Origin of the sequence: Clostridium sp., from assembly GCF_018372875.1 — a bacterium.
Classification (GTDB): Bacteria; Bacillota; Clostridia; order Clostridiales; family Clostridiaceae; genus Clostridium.
The window spans coordinates 1-16,807 of sequence record NZ_JAHAIF010000059.1 but is presented as its reverse complement, the minus strand read 5'-3'; the positions used below and the strand labels follow the sequence as shown (position 1 = coordinate 16,807).

The window sequence follows — 16,807 nt, the reverse complement described above, 5'->3', positions numbered from 1 at the left end:
AAAATTTCAATTAGCTATAAATCAAAGGTATTATTACATTTTCATATTAAAAAATATAAAATAAAGGATAGTAATTTTATAATTTCCTTACCTTTAGTAGGGGGGGGTGGATATTTGTTTTGATGTGACTTGGAGCTTGCGACGGAACAAGCAAAATAAATATACACCCCACCTTTTTTAACTCTTTAGGAAATTATACATTATTAGAAGAAAATGTTATAATAGGATTAAATTCCAAATATGTAAATTTAGAATTTGTAAAGGAGATTGATTATGGGGTTATTTGATAAAATTAGAAAAAATAAAATAGTATTGCCCGAAGATAGGAGAAAAAAGAATAATGAATATATAAAAAAGATGGGGATTGCTTGTTTTGAGAATTTACCAACTGTGGAACCAAGTTCTTCTGTAAGATTAAAAGATATAGATACTATTTGTAAAAGAGCCATTGCTTGTTTATTATCAATTCAGCTTGCTTGTGATATTGCAGAACAAAATGATTATAATGAGTCAAAAGAGTTATTTTCAACGTTATTAAAAAAATATAATGTTGAAAATGAATTATTAGAAAAAGAAAAAAGATTATTTCATAACAACTATAGTGAACAAGATGTAATAGATGTTAGTTGGACTTACGAAACTTATTGGAGTTTAATTTGGGCATTAGGATTAATTGATGATATTAAAAAGTCAAATGATATTTGTGACTGTAAAAAAGCCATTATCACTGTTGGAGATTGTGATACTTATGAAGAATTCAAAAATAAATGTAAAATGAGAAATGTGGAAGATATATTAGATATGTTGGATTTATATTATCGTTACCATTGGGCTTGTGTTGAAAAAAGTATAAGACCAGATACAAATGTTGGACAACTTAATCCTGGAGTTGTTATGGAAAGAAGAAAAGGTCTTGAGTGGCTTATTAAAGAAGTAGAGGATTGGGATGATATTTCACTGGATACATAAATATATATTTATGTATTGTTTTAGATAAAAGTAAAGGAACTGTCGCATTAGCGGAATAAAATCCCTTAGCGACAGTTCCTTTATTTTTAAGTATCTATTCTATTACCTTCTTTTTAGCTTTTTTACTGAATGAAAATATTGCTAATCCGCTAGATGCAACTAATATATAAAATAATAAATTTGTCTTAGAAGTATCCCCTGTTTTAGGAATATCAGGAGTTTCAGTACCTGATCCATTAGTATTGTTGTTGTTATTGTTGTCATTATTTGGCTTGTCAGTAATTACAGGATCAGCAGGCTTAATAGGGGTAAGTGGAATTTCTTCATTTGAATTACGTTCTTTAATTGTTAAGTTTACAGCTTTTCTATCAAACTTATATTCTTCACTTGCTAATGGAACCATTGGACTATTTGGATCTTCTGGGTTTGAGCTTTCTAACTGCATGTTCTTTGGTAAAGCAGTGTAATATAGTGTATATTCACCAGCTGGTAACTTAGCTAAAGAATCTAAATCATTTTTTCCTGTACATAACAAGTCTACACTTGTAAGAGGATTATCAGATGTTGCATTTTGCTCTTTTTTATTAAATTGTGGTTGGTCAGTTATTGAAAAATCTACATCTCCATTTTCAGCAACTACATTTTCTAATATAGCATCTGTTTCACCTTCATAAATTGTTAAATCTTTATATCCACTTAATCTAGGTGCATCTTTATAATATGCTTCTGCATCAGCTTTTTGTTGTGGAGTTTGAGCATAGTATACATAATCAATTGCAAATTCAGTACCAGCTAAGCCTTCTGAAATTTCTCCTGGCCAAGCTCCTCCCATTGCTAAGTTAAATTGAATATATTGTGGTCTATCTAAACATTTTCTTGCTATTTCATCATTTGAATAATCAATTGATGAAACTATTTTATCATCAACATAGAAATCTAACTTTCCTTTTGACCAATCAATTCCAAAGATATGATAGTCATCATAAAAATCTTCATCTATTGTATAGCTTGTCCCTAAAAGTTTATGGTCAGTATTTGAGTCTGGTTTATTTGATGTATGAATAGTTTGATATACAGTTTTGTTACCAGCTTCATTTTCTTCAGAACCTATTAGTTCCATTATGTCTATTTCTCCACAACGTGCCCATCCATATCCTTGTTCAGAACTTACATCACCATCTAATGTAAAATCAGATCCAAGTGTCCAAAAGGCTGGGAACACAGATTTACCTTTAGGAAGTTTAGCTTTCATTTCAATACGTCCATATAAAAATTCTTGCTTACCATGAGTTCTAACACTTCCAGAATCATAAATTACTTTTCTATCATTATTTCTAGGGTTATTGTATTGTAATTCTTTAGGTCTGTCTGTTGCTTTTAAAACTAATTCTCCATTGTCTCCATTCTTTCTTATAGAAACATTTTCTGGATCATTAACATAATGTTGTTGTTCAATTCCTCTAATAGAGCCTAATTCATATTCCCAATTAGATAAATTTAAATTTTCATCATTAAAGTCATCAGCCCATACAAAATCATAATTTTCTTTATCAATAGAATCCTTATATTCAACGCTTACATCATCAATATATGCTTCTGAATCTTTTAATGAAGCTGAAGCATTATCTTCCCAACGTCCAATACCTACTGCATATTTAGTTGTTTCATCTGTTGTAAATTCTAAAGAAATTTCTTGCCATTCATTATTTATTGCTATTACTTTTTTATCTTTAAAATACTTAGCTTCAGAACTTCCTCCTTTTTTTACATCTAAAGTTACATAGCTATTTTCATCATCACTTAAAACCTTAACTTTTGCTTTTAATATATATGTTGTATTTGGTTTTAATGTAACGTCTTGCCATATATGTCCATTAGCATGAGGGTCTGTAGTTTTTCCTAGTTTTCCATATTTGTTATTATCCTTGTCTGTTATAATAGAACTATTTTGGCCTACTATATTCCAATAGTTGTTTTCTTCTTCAAAATTACCATTCTTAATGAAGTTACTATTTTGTAAGTCTGCTAGTTCATATTGATGTTTTACTGTTGATGCTGATACTTCTTTAAGTGGTATATTTGTAATTAATCCTCCAACAATACCTGATAGAACTAATAATGATAATGCTTTTTTATGTTTCTTCATATAGTTAATCTCCTTTAAGCCATAGAATTTATTAATAATAATTTATAACATTTACTGGTAAAATTTATTAAAAAACGCGTTAATTAATTATTTTATGTAACTAATTATAAAGTATGATTGCTTATATGTAAACCTATTCTCTTAAAAAATATGTTAATTTTTATAAAAAACTATTAATATTGGCTGTAACAATGGAAAACAATGGCTAGAATATGCTATAGATAAAGAAGTGGTACTAATAAAATGAAAATTAGTGGCTTTGAGCGTTGTATTTACCAAAAAAATCATATAATTAATTCATAATAATATTAGTTTATAAGTGAAAAATAGAAATTTTATAAATAATTTTAGGAAGTTACCAGGCATTGAAGGGAGCTATGCTAAGATGAAAAAGATAAAAAAAGTTTCAATTAGTATTTTATTGATTAGTATAGGAATATTAGCATTTTATTTCATTCCAATGAGAATAACACCAAAGGTTTCTTTAACAAGTGAAGATATTAGTATAAAAGTTGAAAGAACTAGTGGAAATACAGGACCAGTTTTTAAAGTAGGTAAAGATAAACATAAACTTAAGAATATATTAAAAGAAAAGTATCCTGATAAAGATATAGAACCATATTATATTGAATTAGTAGGAAATCTGCCATATGGAGTAGTAAATGACCCAACATTATTGGGGGATTTTGTAGTTCATGGAAAGATTATTTCGCCAGATGGTGGAGAAGAGAAAAGTACCATAATTGATGTTAAATATACAGATGCAAAGATTCCAAGATTTTTTAGAGATGATTTACAAAATAGTGGGGAATATGAAATAATAACTGTATTTATTGCATTCATAGCTGCATTAGCATCTGCATTTATGTTAATTATTATGTTCCTAGATCAATGAGTAAGAAAAATTATTAAAGCAATTAAGTTATGTTAGGTAAAGGAACTGGAATTTTTTCTGATACTAAAGGAAAAGTGAAGGCTGCTGTATGTGGTAATTGTGGAGAAATATCTCTTTATTTTGATAAAATAGAGAAAATAGAATAGCAAATAAGAATTTTATCTGCGTAAATATATATTTAAGTATTGTTTTAAATATAGAAATATATAACCCTAAAGTATTGTGTATTTATAAAACACAGGACAAAACAAAAGTAAGTAATTTAAAATAAAGGATATAATAATCTGTATTTTATTACTTGTTTTTAAAGAATGAACTAAAGGGTAAAACTATAATAGCTGCTGGAGAGGCTACTCATGGAACTGGAAACTTTTATGAATTTAAAGATAGGCTATTTAGGTTTCTAGTAAAGGAAATGGTGGTTTTGCAATATATGCAACAGAATAACTTCTTTCATTAGTTGAATGGATGAAAGAGTATAATGATACAGTTGGTAATAATAAAAAAGTGAGATTTTATGGTTTTGATGTCCAGGATAAAGGATTGATTTTTGCATCTATGGAGAATTTCTATAAAAAGTAAACAATGATTTTTTTGATCTTGAAAACATTAATTATAGGTATGAAAGCATGTCTATACTTAAAACCTGTGAAAGCATATTTTGCTTATTGTAATACTAAGAAGGATACAAATGTAGCTTTAGATGAGAAATAGTATTATGGAAAATCAAAATTATTATAAGGAATATTAAGTGGTAGTATTAAGTTTTTATTAAAGAAATTTTCAGTTAATGTTATAATAAAGTATGTACATGATAATAATTTAACTAAAGATGAAATAATGAGGTAAATATAAATGAGAAAAGTAAAACCATTAAATGATTTTATATTTAAGAAGGTATTTGGTGAAAAAGGCAATGAGGATATTTTAATATCATTTATCAATGCTGTTTTAAAAAGAACTAAGAAAGAGAAGATTGTAGAGTTAGAAATTATAGACAATAAACAATTAACAAAGGAATTAATTTTAGATAAGACAGGAATTATTGATGTAAGAGCAAAAACTTCTAAGGGAGAAAATATAGATATAGAAGTACAGCTTACAGATCAAGGTAATATGGATAAAAGGACATTATTTTATTGGGGAAAGATGTATCTTGAGAATATAAAGCAGGGTCAAGACTATACTAGTTTAGAAAAGGTAATTACAATCAATATCTTAGATTTTGAGTTCTTAGGTACTGAAAATTATCAATCTTCATTTCATCTATGGGAGGATATAGAAAAGGAATATATGTTAACAGATGTTGTTGAGATTCACTTTTTAGAGTTACCGAAGTTTAGAAAGAAGAAAGATAAGGAGTATAGAGAGAATGCCATAGAAAGATGGCTTATGTTTTTAGAAAAAGATACACCTGAAACTACATTAAAGGAGTTGATGAGTTTGGATACAGCAATAGAAAAAGCTGAACAAAAAATCGAATACCTAAGTAGTGATGAAGAAGCTATGAGGATTTATTATGAGAGAGAAAGATCACTTCATGAACGAGCAAATATGATTAGTTCCGCAGAGGAAAGAGGGAGAGAAGAGGGAGATTTAAATAGAGCTAAAATTGCAATTAGAAATATGTTATTAAAGGGAATGAATAAAGAATTGATTTCAGAAATGCTTGAGGTAAGTATTGAGTTAGTAGAAGAAGTATACAAAGAAAATATTTAACTCAGCAGAAGAAATGAAAGTAGTAAAAATAGCTAGAAATTTATTAGATGTTTTAGATAATGAAACGATAGCGTTAAAAACAGGTTTAGATATAGATAAAATTAATTCATTAAGAAATAAGAATTGTTAGGATAGGTGAAAACCTATCCTATTTTTAATGCATAGAAAAGTATAAAATTTAAATTAGCTATAAATCAAAGGTATTATTACATTTTCATATTAAAAAATATAAAATAAAGGATAGTAATTTTATATTTTCCTTACCTTTTTTACTTTCGCTCTGCATAATTTCGAAGAACTAAATCGTAGATTTAGATTCTCACTTACGGTGAGGGGAAGCGTATCTGTGGAGAGCCAAAATTAAAAGGTATTAGGTTTATAATACATTGAATTTGGTATATAATATTCATATAAATGCGTTTTTAGGAGGAAATTTAATGGTAAGTAAGGATATTAATTTATATGATATTTTTATAAATTATTCCTATAGTCAATTGAAGGAATTATTTAAAAGTGCTAAGACAAAAGAAGAGCAAGACTTTTATATGACCTTATCTAATTTAGTATTACAAAAAGAGCAAGCTAAGGTTATAGGTAAATAATATGCAAACTTATACAATTTTTGCTGGAGTTAATGGAGCAGGTAAAACCTCAATATACAAATCTATTTATTATAATGAAAATAAAAATGAAAAAAGAATAAATACTGATGAAATGGTAGCTAGAATTGGTTCTTGGAAAGACAATAATCTTCAAATGAAATGTGCAAGAGAGGCTGTTAAGTTAATAAAGCAATATATTTTGGATGGGATATCATTTAATCAAGAAACAACACTATCTGGCAGAAGCATAGTAAAGAATATAAAGTTTGCAAAAGAAAATGGTTTTCATATTGTTATGAATTATATAGGGTTAGAGAATCCAGAACTTGCCAAGGAAAGAGTTAAAATTAGAGTAAGCAAAGGTGGCCATGGAATACCTGATAAAGATATAGAAAGAAGATATTATGATTCTTTAAAAAATTTAAATGATGTAATTGAGATATGTGATGAAGTAAATATATATGATAATACAGAAGTATTAAGAGAAGTTATATATTTAAAAAAGGGTAAGGTAATATGGATAGATAAAAAAATACCTAATTGGTCAAAAAATATTTTACAAAGGTAGCTAGTAAAATTATAAAAGTTTTACTAGCTATTTTTATATAAAAATATAATGAAAACTTGAATTTGAAATATTATTAATTATCATGTAGATGTGGAAGTTTAGACTTTTTTACTTACGGTGTGGGGAATCGTACCATAAATAAGTGAGGTGGTCTTTTTTTATTCTTCAATAAAATATTGGTAAAAAGTTAATAAATTGACAAGATAAATATTAGGATATTATAATAAAAATTGTCTTGTTATGTTAAATAATGTTATAGAAAAAAGATAAGTCAACTAAAATTAGGGGGAAAGACATGAGGATCAAAAAAACAATAAGTGTTTTAATGGTAATAACATTACTTATGATTAGTTTCATAGGATGTAGTAGTAAAAGTATTAAAGTAGATTTTATTGAAAATATTATTGGAGAAGAATATGTTGTTTCAGCTTTTGAAAATAATGAAGGAATAATAAAAGCTAATTTAACAGGAAATTTAAGTAGAGAATCTGTAGAGGATATAGTAAAAGAAATTTATTCTAAAGCAAAACAAGACAAAGTAAAAGAAGAAGAAATTATATTAAATGTATATAAAGATGGAGAAAACAAAGAATTTGTAAAAGCTATTGAGGAGAATATGGCCTTTAATATAGAGATATTTTTGGAAAAAGGAACATATACAATAAAATCTGTAAATGAAGTTAAAAATGTTAATGCTGGAGATGAAATAGGTAATTATTCTAATAATAAATTAATATCAGCAAAAGATAGTAATCTTGAAATTGAGATTGATATGAGCTTAGAAGAATTAAGCAATGAAGAGATTATGAAGAGAATGAAAACATATGTAAAGCTATTTTTAGATACTAATAGCGACAAGGATATAGAAAGTATAAAATTAAATGTAAATAATAAAGATAACAATTCTTATTTATATGATACAAAAATGGAAGAAACTTTAGTGATAGTAGATAAAGAAGTGAAAATTTCAGAGTAGGGGGATTTAGTATGCTGAATATTAAAAAATTACTTATAGCAACAACTGTATCATTGGGTATATTTTTAACTGCTAATAATGTAGTAAGTGCGGATACAACACTTTCATATAAAGATGTAGATGGGGTAAAATGTGTAAATATTGTAGAGTTAGCAAGGCTAAAAGGGGAACAAATATCAGGAGTAACTCACGAAGTTTATGGAAAAGGTTATAACATTACTTTTGATGGTAAATTAGTTACTATCTATGAAGAAGCTCCATGTATCTTTATTGATGGTAAAATGACTGTATTAAAAACAGAAGTTATTAGTGCAGATGGATTAGAATATAATTTCCCTGTAATGCAAACACCTGCAAAAGAAGGGGACGGGTTCTTAATTCCAATGTTCGTAGTAGAAAAGAATTTAGGTATTAAGGGTAGTGAAGAAGGTATTGTTGTAGAAAAACCTAAAGAAGATACTAATACAGGTAATAATAATTCTAATAGTGGTTCAAATAATTCTGGTTCTTCTAATAACGGTTCAAACTCTGGTAATAGTGGAAATAATGGAACTACGACTCCAGCACCTAAACCTGATCCAAAACCAGAACAGCCAAAGCCAACAGGTATGGCATTTAGCACATTTGCAAGTAAGCTACCAAGTATGGGCTTTGATGATTTAGGTACTTATTGGGAAAATGGCTCTAAATTAGGTACAGCTCGTGCTGATAGTAACCAAGCAGGATTTATATTATACCAAAACTCTTCAACATTTAATGGTGTAATTAAGAATTGTTTAAATATGTTGCTTCCAACAGGTGGTAATAAAGTTTTTGATATTATATCAAGTCCTTTCTCTAATCAAACATTAGAATTAGATGGAAGAATAGTTACTATTGAACAATACCCTCAAGGTGTTAGAGTTAATATAAGAAATAAGTAACCAAATAAAAAAGACTAAGATAATTCGTAGTTTCAGACTATATACAAAAAGCATTTTCTTAAATTAGAGAAAATGCTTTTTATTATTGAAATTTATTTAAGTAAAATCTATAAATTCTTATTTTTTTGATGACTTTTTCTATATTTTGAAGCTGACATAGAAAAGTGTTTAGAAAAAATTTTGGAAAATAATAAAGGATCACTATAACCAACCTTATTTGCAATTTCTGCTATAGATAAACTAGTTTCTTTTAATAATATGGAGGACTTATACATTCTAATATTAATCAAATAACTTTGAGTAGACTCACCTAAATGTTTAATAAACATCTTATATAAATAACTTCTACTTAAATTTACATGATCAGCTACTTCTTGTACTGTTATTGGGTTCATATAATTATTATTTATAAATGTAGTAGCTTCTTGGATATAAGTATGAGTTAGATTGTTATTATATTTAAAAGACTTAGGAAATTCTGATGAAATATAGTATAAAAGTAGATGTAATTTACTTAATAGTAATATATCATCAGAGGAAGTTTGATCATATTTTTTTGAAATACTACACATATCAATTATCAGATTAGGAATTTTTGATTTTTTACTAAAGTTAATAATGCATGAATCTATAATAGAAGTCCTTTTTAGATATTCATTTAAACTTTGTCCACTAAATCCTATCCAATAATACTTCCAGGGATCATCAATAGAAGGAATATATTCTACATTCATACCTTTTAATAGAATGAAACCATCCCCCTTTTTTAATGTATAAATTTTATCATTAATCTTAAAGGTTCCGCTGCCTTTTGCAATATAATGTATAACAGCATTTTTTTCTACTTTATAATTATAACCAGCCCCAGGGGTGCCTTGTTCAATTCCACACTCATCTAAATTTGCTTCAAAATTAGTACTTTTATACTTATTCCATAAAATTTGCATCTTTTTACCTCCATGAAATATTTTGGAAACATTATAACATATTTTAGCGCTATAATTCTATGTAAACGTAAATATTTATGAATTATAATATAAATGTATTTAAGTAAGCGCTTTCTTAAAACAAAAATATATGTTTATGATGACTTTTCATAAAGGATATATTTGAAGAAAGGTGGGTAAAGGTGTTATTAAATTTATATCATGAAAATATTTCTTTTTTACATGTAAATATGATGCCAAGACGAAGTTATTATGTTCCATTTGAAAGTGTTAATGAAGCACTTAAAGAGATTAGTAGAGATAATCAAAAGAGTTTTAAATCACTAAATGGCACTTGGAACTTTAAGTATTTCAATAGCTTAGGAAATATTAATATTGATAATCTTTTAAATAATAAAAATGAAAATTTTGACTTAATAAAAGTTCCTTCTCTTTGGCAAATGGAGGGGTATGATAATCATCAGTATACAAATGTTAAATATCCTATAGGTTTTAATCCACCATTTGTGCCAAACAATAATCCCTGTGGGTTTTATATAAGGGATTTTGAGATAGAGGATTTTTCTAAGGACAAGGATTACCACTTAAATTTTGAGGGAGTAGATTCATGCTTTTATATATGGCTAAATGGTAAGTTTATTGGATATAGCCAGATTTCTCATAGTATTTCAGAGTTTGATATAACAAAAGAAGTATTAGAAGGAAAAAATACAATAGCAGTTCTTGTTTTAAAGTGGTGTGATGGTACTTATTTTGAGGATCAGGACAAGTTTAGAATGTCTGGTATTTTTAGAGATGTATACATTTTGGAGAGAGCTAAGTCAAGAATTGTAGATTATAAAATAGATACTGATATTAGCTTAGAAAATAAAATAGGATTTTTAAATTTCAAAGTTATAGACAAGGTGAATAATCCTAATATTACTTATAGTTTATTAAATCCTAAGGGTGAAGTTATTCAGTCAGGACTTATAAATAATGATTCTGTTACTTTAAAAATAGAGGATGTTGAACTTTGGAATCCTGAAGAACCACTATTATACACTTTATTAATTAACACAGAGGATGAAGTTATTAAAGAAAAAGTTGGAATGAGAGTAATTTCAATTGAAGATAGTGTTTTAAAGCTAAATGGAGTAAATGTGAAATTACGTGGTGTAAATCATCATGATAGCCACCCTTTAAATGGATATGTTATGACAGAAGAGGATTTACTTTTAGATTTAAGGCTAATGAAGCAATATAACTTTAATTCAATTAGAACAGCTCATTATCCCAAATCACCAATTTTTTATGAAATGTGTGATAAGTATGGATTTTTAGTTATTAGTGAAGCAGATATTGAAGCCCATGGTGTTGTTGAATTATATGGTCTTGGATATCTTGAAAACTATAATATGATAGCAAATGATCCTATTTATGAAAAAGTTATAGAAGATAGAATTGAAGCTTCTATTATTCCTTATAAAAATAGATCATGTATTTTTATGTGGTCAGTTGGAAATGAATCAGGTTTTGGGTGTAATTTTGAGAAAGGGTTAATAAGAGCTAGAGAGTTAGATAACACTAGGTTATTACATTATGAAGGTGCATTTTATGCAGATAAAAATAGAGAAAATGACTTTAGCAATATAGATGTTATAAGTAGAATGTATCCTAGCATTGATGAAATAAATGAGTATTTCAACAAGGGGATAGATAAGCCATTTATATTATGTGAGTATGCACATGCAATGGGAAATGGTCCTGGTGGATTAAAAGAATATGATGAATTAATTCAAGAGCATAAAGAATTTGCAGGGGTCTATGTATGGGAATGGTGCGATCATGCTATAGATATGGGAAAAAGTAAAGATGGCAAAACAATGTATGGCTATGGTGGCGATTTTGGAGAAATATCTCATGATGGAAACTTCTGTGTTGATGGCTTGGTATATCCAAATCGTGTTCCTCATACAGGACTTTTGGAATATCAAAACATTAATAGGCCAATAAGACTAATCGAGGTAGATGAAGTTAATAAAAAAGTTAAGCTTAAAAATATGATGGATTTCAAAGATATAGGCCACTTTTTAAAGGTTAAATATAAGCTTTTTTCTGATGGACATGTTATTAGTGAAAAAGAATTGCTTATTGATACTTTAAAATCTAAGGAAGAAAAATGGTATGCTTTAGACTTACCTAAAATACCAAATACAATTGTAACTATATTATTTGAATACATTGTAAAAGCTGATTTTCTATTATATAAAGAAGGCTTGAAATTAGGACATGACCAGATAGTTTGGTCAAATAATGTGAAAAGTCTTAAATCTTTTGAAAGTATTACAGAAGTAAAAAGTTGTAAAGAAGGATTTATAGTAAATGAAAGTGCAGAAGAAATAAACATAGTTAATGGAGATTTTAATTATGTTTATGACAAGAATACTGCATTATTCAAGTTAATAGAAAATAAAAAATGTAGGTTTATTGAAGATTCTATGAAGTTTAAAGTGTGGCGTGCTCCTACTGACAATGATAGAAAAATAAAATTTCAGTGGATAGAAGCTGGCTTTAACAACTTAGAGTCAAGAGTATACAAAACTACAATAGAAAATAAAGAAAGTTCTATAACAATTACCAGTCATTTAAGTTTGATTCCTATATACCGAGAGAGGGTATTAGATATTGCAATTAAGTGGATTATATTACCAGGCGGTTTAATAAAATCTGAGATTGAGGCAGATAAAAATGTTAATTCACCTTTCTTACCAAGGTTTGGAGTTGAAATTAAATTAGATAAATCTTATGAGAATTTAACTTATTTTGGGTTAGGACCTTATGAGAATTATCAAGATAAACATTATGCTAGTTATTTAGGAAGATTTAATTCAAGTGTTTCAAAAATCCATGAAGACTATATTCGTCCACAGGAAAATGGAAGCAGAAGTTTATGTAAAGAAGTTGAAATCTATAATGAAAATTCTAAGATTTATGTAGCATCACAGGAGGATTTTAGCTTTAATGTATCTCATTTTTCAACTGAGGAATTAACAAATAAAAAGCATAACTTTGAATTAGTTGAAGATAATGCAACCTATTTAATAATTGATTACAAACAAAGTGGAATTGGGTCTAATAGCTGTGGTCCAGAATTAGATCATAAATACAGGTTAAATGAAAAATCTATGAAGTTTAATTTCTACTTAAAGTTTGAAGAAAGGTAACAGGAGGGGTTTAAATGGCACGACTTGGAATTTCTATATATCCAGAACATTCAACAAAGGAAAAGGATATTGAATACATTCGTTTAGCTGGAAAATATGGATTTAAAAGAGTTTTTACATGTCTATTAAGTATAGGAAAAAAGACAAGAGCAGAGCTTATAGATGAATTTAGAGAATTAATTGATGTTGCACATGAAGAGGGCATGGAAGTAATTCTTGATGTTAATCCAGTAGTTTTTAAAGATCTTGGTGTATCTTATGATGATTTATCTTTATTTAGTGAGATACATGCAGATGGAATAAGATTAGATGAAGGTTTTGATGGAGTAAAAGAAAGTCTTATGACATATAACCAAGGTGGTTTAAAAATAGAGCTAAATGCAAGTGGGGGTAGTGGGTACTTAGATAATGTAATGAGTAATTTCCCAAACAAAGATAAGGTTATTACTTGTCACAATTTTTACCCACAAAGATATACAGGTTTAAGCTTAGAACATTTTAATAATTGTAATAAAGCAATGAAAGAGTATGGGTTACATACAGCAGCTTTTGTATCTAGTAATAATAATGATACATATGGGCCTTGGCCAGTTAGAGAAGGGTTATGTACTTTAGAAATGCATCGTGATTTACCTATAGATTTACAAGTAAGGCATCTATTTGCTACTAGAATGATTGATGACGTTATGATAGGAAATGCTTATGCTTCAGAAGAGGAATTAGAAGCATGTTCAAAAATTAATCCTGGAATTTTAACCTTTGGAATTGAGTTAGATAAAGAATTAACTAAAGTAGAATATGAAATTTTATATTACAAGGAAAATCATGCAAATAGAGGAGATGTTAGTGAATATATGGCTCGTTCTAGTGCTCCAAGAGGGACATTTGCTAATGAATCTATTCCAAAAGGAAATGCTGTGGATATGAAAAGAGGAGACGTTGTTATATTAAATGATGAATATTCAAGATATAAAGGGGAGCTTCACATTGTACTAAAAGATATGCCTAATGATGGAAGAAAGAATGTAATTGGGCATATACCAGAGGAAGAATTATTTTTACTTGATTATATGGAACCTAGAAAAATATTCACATTCAAGAAAAACTTATAAAGAAAGTGAGAGAGTAAAATGAAAAAAATATATTTATTTTGTAGTGCAGGAATGTCAACAAGTATGTTAGCTAATATTATGCAAAAGGTGGCTAATGAGCATAAGCTTCCACTAGAAATAAAAGCTTTTCCAGATGGAAAAATAGATGAAGTTGTTGAAGAAAAACACCCAGATGTAATTTTATTAGGTCCTCAAGTAAAGTATAGATATAAGGAAATCTCAAAACGTTATGAAAATAATGGGATTCCAATTGAAGTAATTAATTCTGATGATTATGGAATGATGAATGGAGAAAAAATATTAAAACATGCTATAAAACTTATAAAAAGTAATAAATAAAAAAATGTGAGGTGATTATTAATGTTAGATAAATTAGAATCAATTTTTATGCCACTTGCTGAAAAGATTGGGAAGAATAAATACTTAATTTCTATTAGAGATGGATTTTTACTTACAACACCTTTATTAATTATAGGATCATTTTTCTTACTTATTGCAAACTTCCCAATTAATAATTGGACAGAATTTTGGGCGAGATTTTTTGGGGAAAATTGGACAGCTTATATGGCTAAACCAACAAGTGCAACATTTGATATTATGGCTATCCTAGCTGTAGTTGGAATTGCATATTCTTTTTCAAGAGAATTAAATGTAGATAAATTATCAGGAGCTGCTGTAGCTGTAGTATCATGGTTTATATTAATGCCATATAAAGTTACAGATGGCAGTGTAACATTAAATGGAATTCCATTAGACTGGGTTGGTTCTAAAGGAATATTTATAGGAATAATAACTGCATTTCTATCAGTTCATATATATGCATGGGTAATTAAAAAAGGATGGATAATTAAAATGCCAAAGGGTGTTCCACCAGCAGTTACTCAATCATTTGCAGCTTTAGTTCCTTCAGCTGTAGTACTTGGAATATTCTTTTTAGTTAATAGTTTATTAGCACTTACACCATATGATAATGCATTTAATTTTATATTTAAATTTTTACAACAACCACTTTTAGTATTAGGAAATACATTAGGTGCAGTATTAGTTGCAATGGGATTCCAACATTTCTTCTGGTTCTTTGGAATAAATGGAGGTTCTATTGTTGGTAGTATAATGCAACCAATATTAACACCACTTTCAATGGAAAATTTATCAGCATTCCAAGCAGGGACTGCACTTCCAAATGTAATAAATCAACAGTTCTATGACTTGTTCACTACATTTGGAGGAGCTGGATCAACTTTATCTATGTTAATTGCAATGATTATTGTATGTAGATCACAACGTATTAAAAATTTAAGTAAGATTTCAGTTGTACCTGCATTATTTGGAATAAATGAACCTGTTATATTTGGATTGCCTATAGTATTAAATCCAACAATTTTAATTCCATTTTTATTAACACCACTTATAAATATTTTAATATCATATTTTACAATGGTTAGTGGACTAGTTCCATTTACTAGTGGAGTAAGTATTCCGTGGACAACCCCTGTTATTATATCTGGATTTTTAACAACTGGCTGGAAAGGAGCCCTTCTTCAATTAATTCTTGTAATTTTAGGTGTATTTATTTATATGCCATTTGTAAAGATGATGGATAAGCAGTATAAAAATGAAGAATTACAAGCAAGTGAAAGCTCAGATGATGATATTTCTCTTGATGATTTATCATTTGAGGATTTATAGGATGGGAAGTTAATTATGAAAGTTATAATGATATTAGATCAAGTTCAATCTGGCTATGGAACAAAAAATGATAAAATGATTCCTCTTGTTGGAACCAAGGAGTTAATTGGACCAGGAGTAATTATGAAGCCTTATTTAAATGAAATAGATGCTAACATAGTTGCAACACTTTATTGTGGAACTGGAACCTATATTGAAAATCCAGAAGAGGTTAGTCGTAAAATTTGTGGCATGGTTAAAAGGTTAAAACCAGATATTGTATTATGTGGGCCTTCATTAAGCTATGTAGATTCTGCTTCTATGTGTGCAAAAGTAGCCTATGATATTGTAACAACAACTAATACAAAAGCTTTAGCAGCAATTTCATTAGATAGCTCAGAAGTAATTGATATGTATAATGATAAAATTACAATTATTAAGACACCTAATAAGGGGGAAAGTGGACTTAGAGAAGCTTTTAAGAATATTTGTAGCGTTGCAAAAAGATTAGTAGATAGTAATGAAATGGAATAGGTATAGAAAAAAAGGCTTGCAGTCACTTGCAAGCCTCTTTTTTTACTTATTTAAGCTACTTCAAATTTAGTAACTTGTCTTTGTACTAACTGAGCTGAATACTTGCCAGTTAATGTACCATTTTTAGTAAGGAAAATATCCTTTTCTATAATGGCATCCATTAAAGTAGAAGCTTCAGCTTGAGTTAAGTTTTCCTTAACTCCTTCAATAGATATAGTAGACTTTTCTCCATTAGAAGTAGTAAAAGTCATAGATAAAGTGTATTCCATAATCAAGTTCCCCCTTTCTTTAAGATTTAGAAATTACCACTATTACGCCTGGTCGTTGTCAAGCAAGTTAGAGTCATTTAGGTAGTAGTTTCTAGTTGGTTTCTTCATTACTGCTTTTACAGCATCTGCAACAGCATATACATTTTCAACAGCAGCATCGCCCTTAACTCCAGAAAAAGATTTCTTTCTGTAAGTTGGAGCTCCGTTTTTGTCTGATCCATTTTCCACTTCAATAACTAAAGCAGAACTAGCTAAAACCTTAGTAATTGCCAT

16 protein-coding genes and 1 pseudogene are annotated in these 16,807 nt (G+C 28.3%); 13 read left to right on the top strand and 4 right to left on the bottom strand.

The window, feature by feature from the left end; all coding sequences use genetic code 11:
- The first annotated feature begins 273 nt into the window (after positions 1–273).
- Positions 274–969, top strand: coding sequence for a DUF4272 domain-containing protein (locus tag KIB46_RS14460; protein WP_156559008.1), 696 nt, complete (start codon positions 274–276; stop codon positions 967–969).
- A gap of 94 nt (positions 970–1,063) precedes the next feature.
- Here KIB46_RS14460 and KIB46_RS14455 read toward each other — a convergent pair whose 3' ends face one another.
- On the bottom strand, positions 1,064–3,115 hold the full coding sequence (locus KIB46_RS14455; RefSeq protein ID WP_291672801.1) for a family 16 glycosylhydrolase: 2,052 nt from the start codon (positions 3,113–3,115) through the stop codon (positions 1,064–1,066).
- Positions 3,116–3,500: 385 nt separating this feature from the next.
- Between KIB46_RS14455 and KIB46_RS14450 the strand changes: the two genes are divergently transcribed.
- The 7 genes and pseudogenes from KIB46_RS14450 to KIB46_RS14425 all read left to right on the top strand — a co-directional run bounded on the left by KIB46_RS14450 (position 3,501) and on the right by KIB46_RS14425 (position 8,798).
- The gene (locus tag KIB46_RS14450; RefSeq protein ID WP_291672799.1) at positions 3,501–4,010 is read left to right on the top strand and encodes a hypothetical protein; all 510 of its coding nucleotides are present in this window, start codon (positions 3,501–3,503) and stop codon (positions 4,008–4,010) included.
- 462 nt (positions 4,011–4,472) lie between these two features.
- Positions 4,473–4,592: pseudogene (locus KIB46_RS16430) on the top strand (erythromycin esterase family protein); the annotation flags it as partial.
- 273 nt (positions 4,593–4,865) lie between these two features.
- Positions 4,866–5,729, top strand: coding sequence for an Rpn family recombination-promoting nuclease/putative transposase (locus KIB46_RS14445; RefSeq protein ID WP_156559000.1), 864 nt, complete (start codon positions 4,866–4,868; stop codon positions 5,727–5,729).
- 437 nt (positions 5,730–6,166) lie between these two features.
- Positions 6,167–6,331 carry a hypothetical protein gene (locus KIB46_RS14440; protein ID WP_156558998.1) on the top strand — a complete coding sequence of 55 codons (165 nt, stop codon included), beginning with the start codon at positions 6,167–6,169 and terminating at the stop codon, positions 6,329–6,331.
- Position 6,332: 1 nt separating this feature from the next.
- Positions 6,333–6,899, top strand: coding sequence for a zeta toxin family protein (locus KIB46_RS14435; RefSeq protein WP_156558996.1), 567 nt, complete (start codon positions 6,333–6,335; stop codon positions 6,897–6,899).
- Between the two features lie 295 nt (positions 6,900–7,194).
- The gene (locus tag KIB46_RS14430) at positions 7,195–7,875 is read left to right on the top strand and encodes a hypothetical protein (RefSeq protein WP_291672796.1); all 681 of its coding nucleotides are present in this window, start codon (positions 7,195–7,197) and stop codon (positions 7,873–7,875) included.
- An 11-nt stretch (positions 7,876–7,886) separates the two neighbouring features.
- A complete protein-coding gene (locus KIB46_RS14425) occupies positions 7,887–8,798 on the top strand; it encodes a hypothetical protein (protein WP_291672794.1) in 912 nt (303 codons plus the stop codon).
- Between the two features lie 107 nt (positions 8,799–8,905).
- Here the strand turns inward: KIB46_RS14425 and KIB46_RS14420 are convergent, their stop codons facing one another.
- Complete coding sequence (locus tag KIB46_RS14420) at positions 8,906–9,745, bottom strand: AraC family transcriptional regulator (protein ID WP_156558990.1); 840 nt, start codon at positions 9,743–9,745, stop codon at positions 8,906–8,908.
- Between the two features lie 182 nt (positions 9,746–9,927).
- Here KIB46_RS14420 and KIB46_RS14415 point away from each other — a divergent pair, with 182 nt between their 5' ends.
- From KIB46_RS14415 to KIB46_RS14395, 5 genes are read left to right on the top strand one after another with little or no spacing between them, the layout of a single operon-like run.
- Positions 9,928–12,951, top strand: a complete 3,024-nt coding sequence (locus KIB46_RS14415) for a glycoside hydrolase family 2 TIM barrel-domain containing protein (protein WP_291672792.1) — start codon at positions 9,928–9,930, stop codon at positions 12,949–12,951.
- Positions 12,952–12,965: 14 nt separating this feature from the next.
- Positions 12,966–14,063: a MupG family TIM beta-alpha barrel fold protein gene (locus KIB46_RS14410; protein WP_156558986.1), complete on the top strand. Its 1,098-nt coding sequence runs from the start codon at positions 12,966–12,968 to the stop codon at positions 14,061–14,063.
- Positions 14,064–14,081: 18 nt separating this feature from the next.
- Positions 14,082–14,402, top strand: a complete 321-nt coding sequence (locus tag KIB46_RS14405; protein ID WP_156558985.1) for a PTS sugar transporter subunit IIB — start codon at positions 14,082–14,084, stop codon at positions 14,400–14,402.
- A 21-nt stretch (positions 14,403–14,423) separates the two neighbouring features.
- Positions 14,424–15,752 (top strand): PTS cellobiose transporter subunit IIC, encoded by a 1,329-nt coding sequence (gene celB, locus KIB46_RS14400; protein ID WP_156558983.1) that lies wholly within the window; start codon positions 14,424–14,426, stop codon positions 15,750–15,752.
- A gap of 15 nt (positions 15,753–15,767) precedes the next feature.
- Positions 15,768–16,265: a GrdB-related putative oxidoreductase gene (locus KIB46_RS14395; RefSeq protein WP_156558981.1), complete on the top strand. Its 498-nt coding sequence runs from the start codon at positions 15,768–15,770 to the stop codon at positions 16,263–16,265.
- A 50-nt stretch (positions 16,266–16,315) separates the two neighbouring features.
- Here the strand turns inward: KIB46_RS14395 and KIB46_RS14390 are convergent, their stop codons facing one another.
- Together KIB46_RS14390 and KIB46_RS14385 are read right to left on the bottom strand one after the other, a co-directional pair.
- The gene (locus KIB46_RS14390; protein ID WP_156558979.1) at positions 16,316–16,534 is read right to left on the bottom strand and encodes a DUF2922 domain-containing protein; all 219 of its coding nucleotides are present in this window, start codon (positions 16,532–16,534) and stop codon (positions 16,316–16,318) included.
- 42 nt (positions 16,535–16,576) lie between these two features.
- Positions 16,577–16,807 (bottom strand): DUF1659 domain-containing protein (locus KIB46_RS14385; protein WP_291672787.1); only part of this gene is annotated, 231 nt, incomplete at its 5' end.

What these genes read in the sequence shown, in the direction of transcription:
- KIB46_RS14460 (WP_156559008.1), top strand. Translation starts at nt 274, where the DNA reads ATGGGGTTATTTGATAAAATTAGAAAAAATAAAATAGTATTGCCCGAA.
- KIB46_RS14455 (WP_291672801.1), bottom strand. Translation starts at nt 3,115, where the DNA reads ATGAAGAAACATAAAAAAGCATTATCATTATTAGTTCTATCAGGTATT.
- KIB46_RS14450 (WP_291672799.1), top strand. Translation starts at nt 3,501, where the DNA reads ATGAAAAAGATAAAAAAAGTTTCAATTAGTATTTTATTGATTAGTATA.
- KIB46_RS14445 (WP_156559000.1), top strand. Translation starts at nt 4,866, where the DNA reads ATGAGAAAAGTAAAACCATTAAATGATTTTATATTTAAGAAGGTATTT.
- KIB46_RS14440 (WP_156558998.1), top strand. Translation starts at nt 6,167, where the DNA reads ATGGTAAGTAAGGATATTAATTTATATGATATTTTTATAAATTATTCC.
- KIB46_RS14435 (WP_156558996.1), top strand. Translation starts at nt 6,333, where the DNA reads ATGCAAACTTATACAATTTTTGCTGGAGTTAATGGAGCAGGTAAAACC.
- KIB46_RS14430 (WP_291672796.1), top strand. Translation starts at nt 7,195, where the DNA reads ATGAGGATCAAAAAAACAATAAGTGTTTTAATGGTAATAACATTACTT.
- KIB46_RS14425 (WP_291672794.1), top strand. Translation starts at nt 7,887, where the DNA reads ATGCTGAATATTAAAAAATTACTTATAGCAACAACTGTATCATTGGGT.
- KIB46_RS14420 (WP_156558990.1), bottom strand. Translation starts at nt 9,745, where the DNA reads ATGCAAATTTTATGGAATAAGTATAAAAGTACTAATTTTGAAGCAAAT.
- KIB46_RS14410 (WP_156558986.1), top strand. Translation starts at nt 12,966, where the DNA reads ATGGCACGACTTGGAATTTCTATATATCCAGAACATTCAACAAAGGAA.
- KIB46_RS14405 (WP_156558985.1), top strand. Translation starts at nt 14,082, where the DNA reads ATGAAAAAAATATATTTATTTTGTAGTGCAGGAATGTCAACAAGTATG.
- celB (WP_156558983.1), top strand. Translation starts at nt 14,424, where the DNA reads ATGTTAGATAAATTAGAATCAATTTTTATGCCACTTGCTGAAAAGATT.
- KIB46_RS14395 (WP_156558981.1), top strand. Translation starts at nt 15,768, where the DNA reads ATGAAAGTTATAATGATATTAGATCAAGTTCAATCTGGCTATGGAACA.
- KIB46_RS14390 (WP_156558979.1), bottom strand. Translation starts at nt 16,534, where the DNA reads ATGGAATACACTTTATCTATGACTTTTACTACTTCTAATGGAGAAAAG.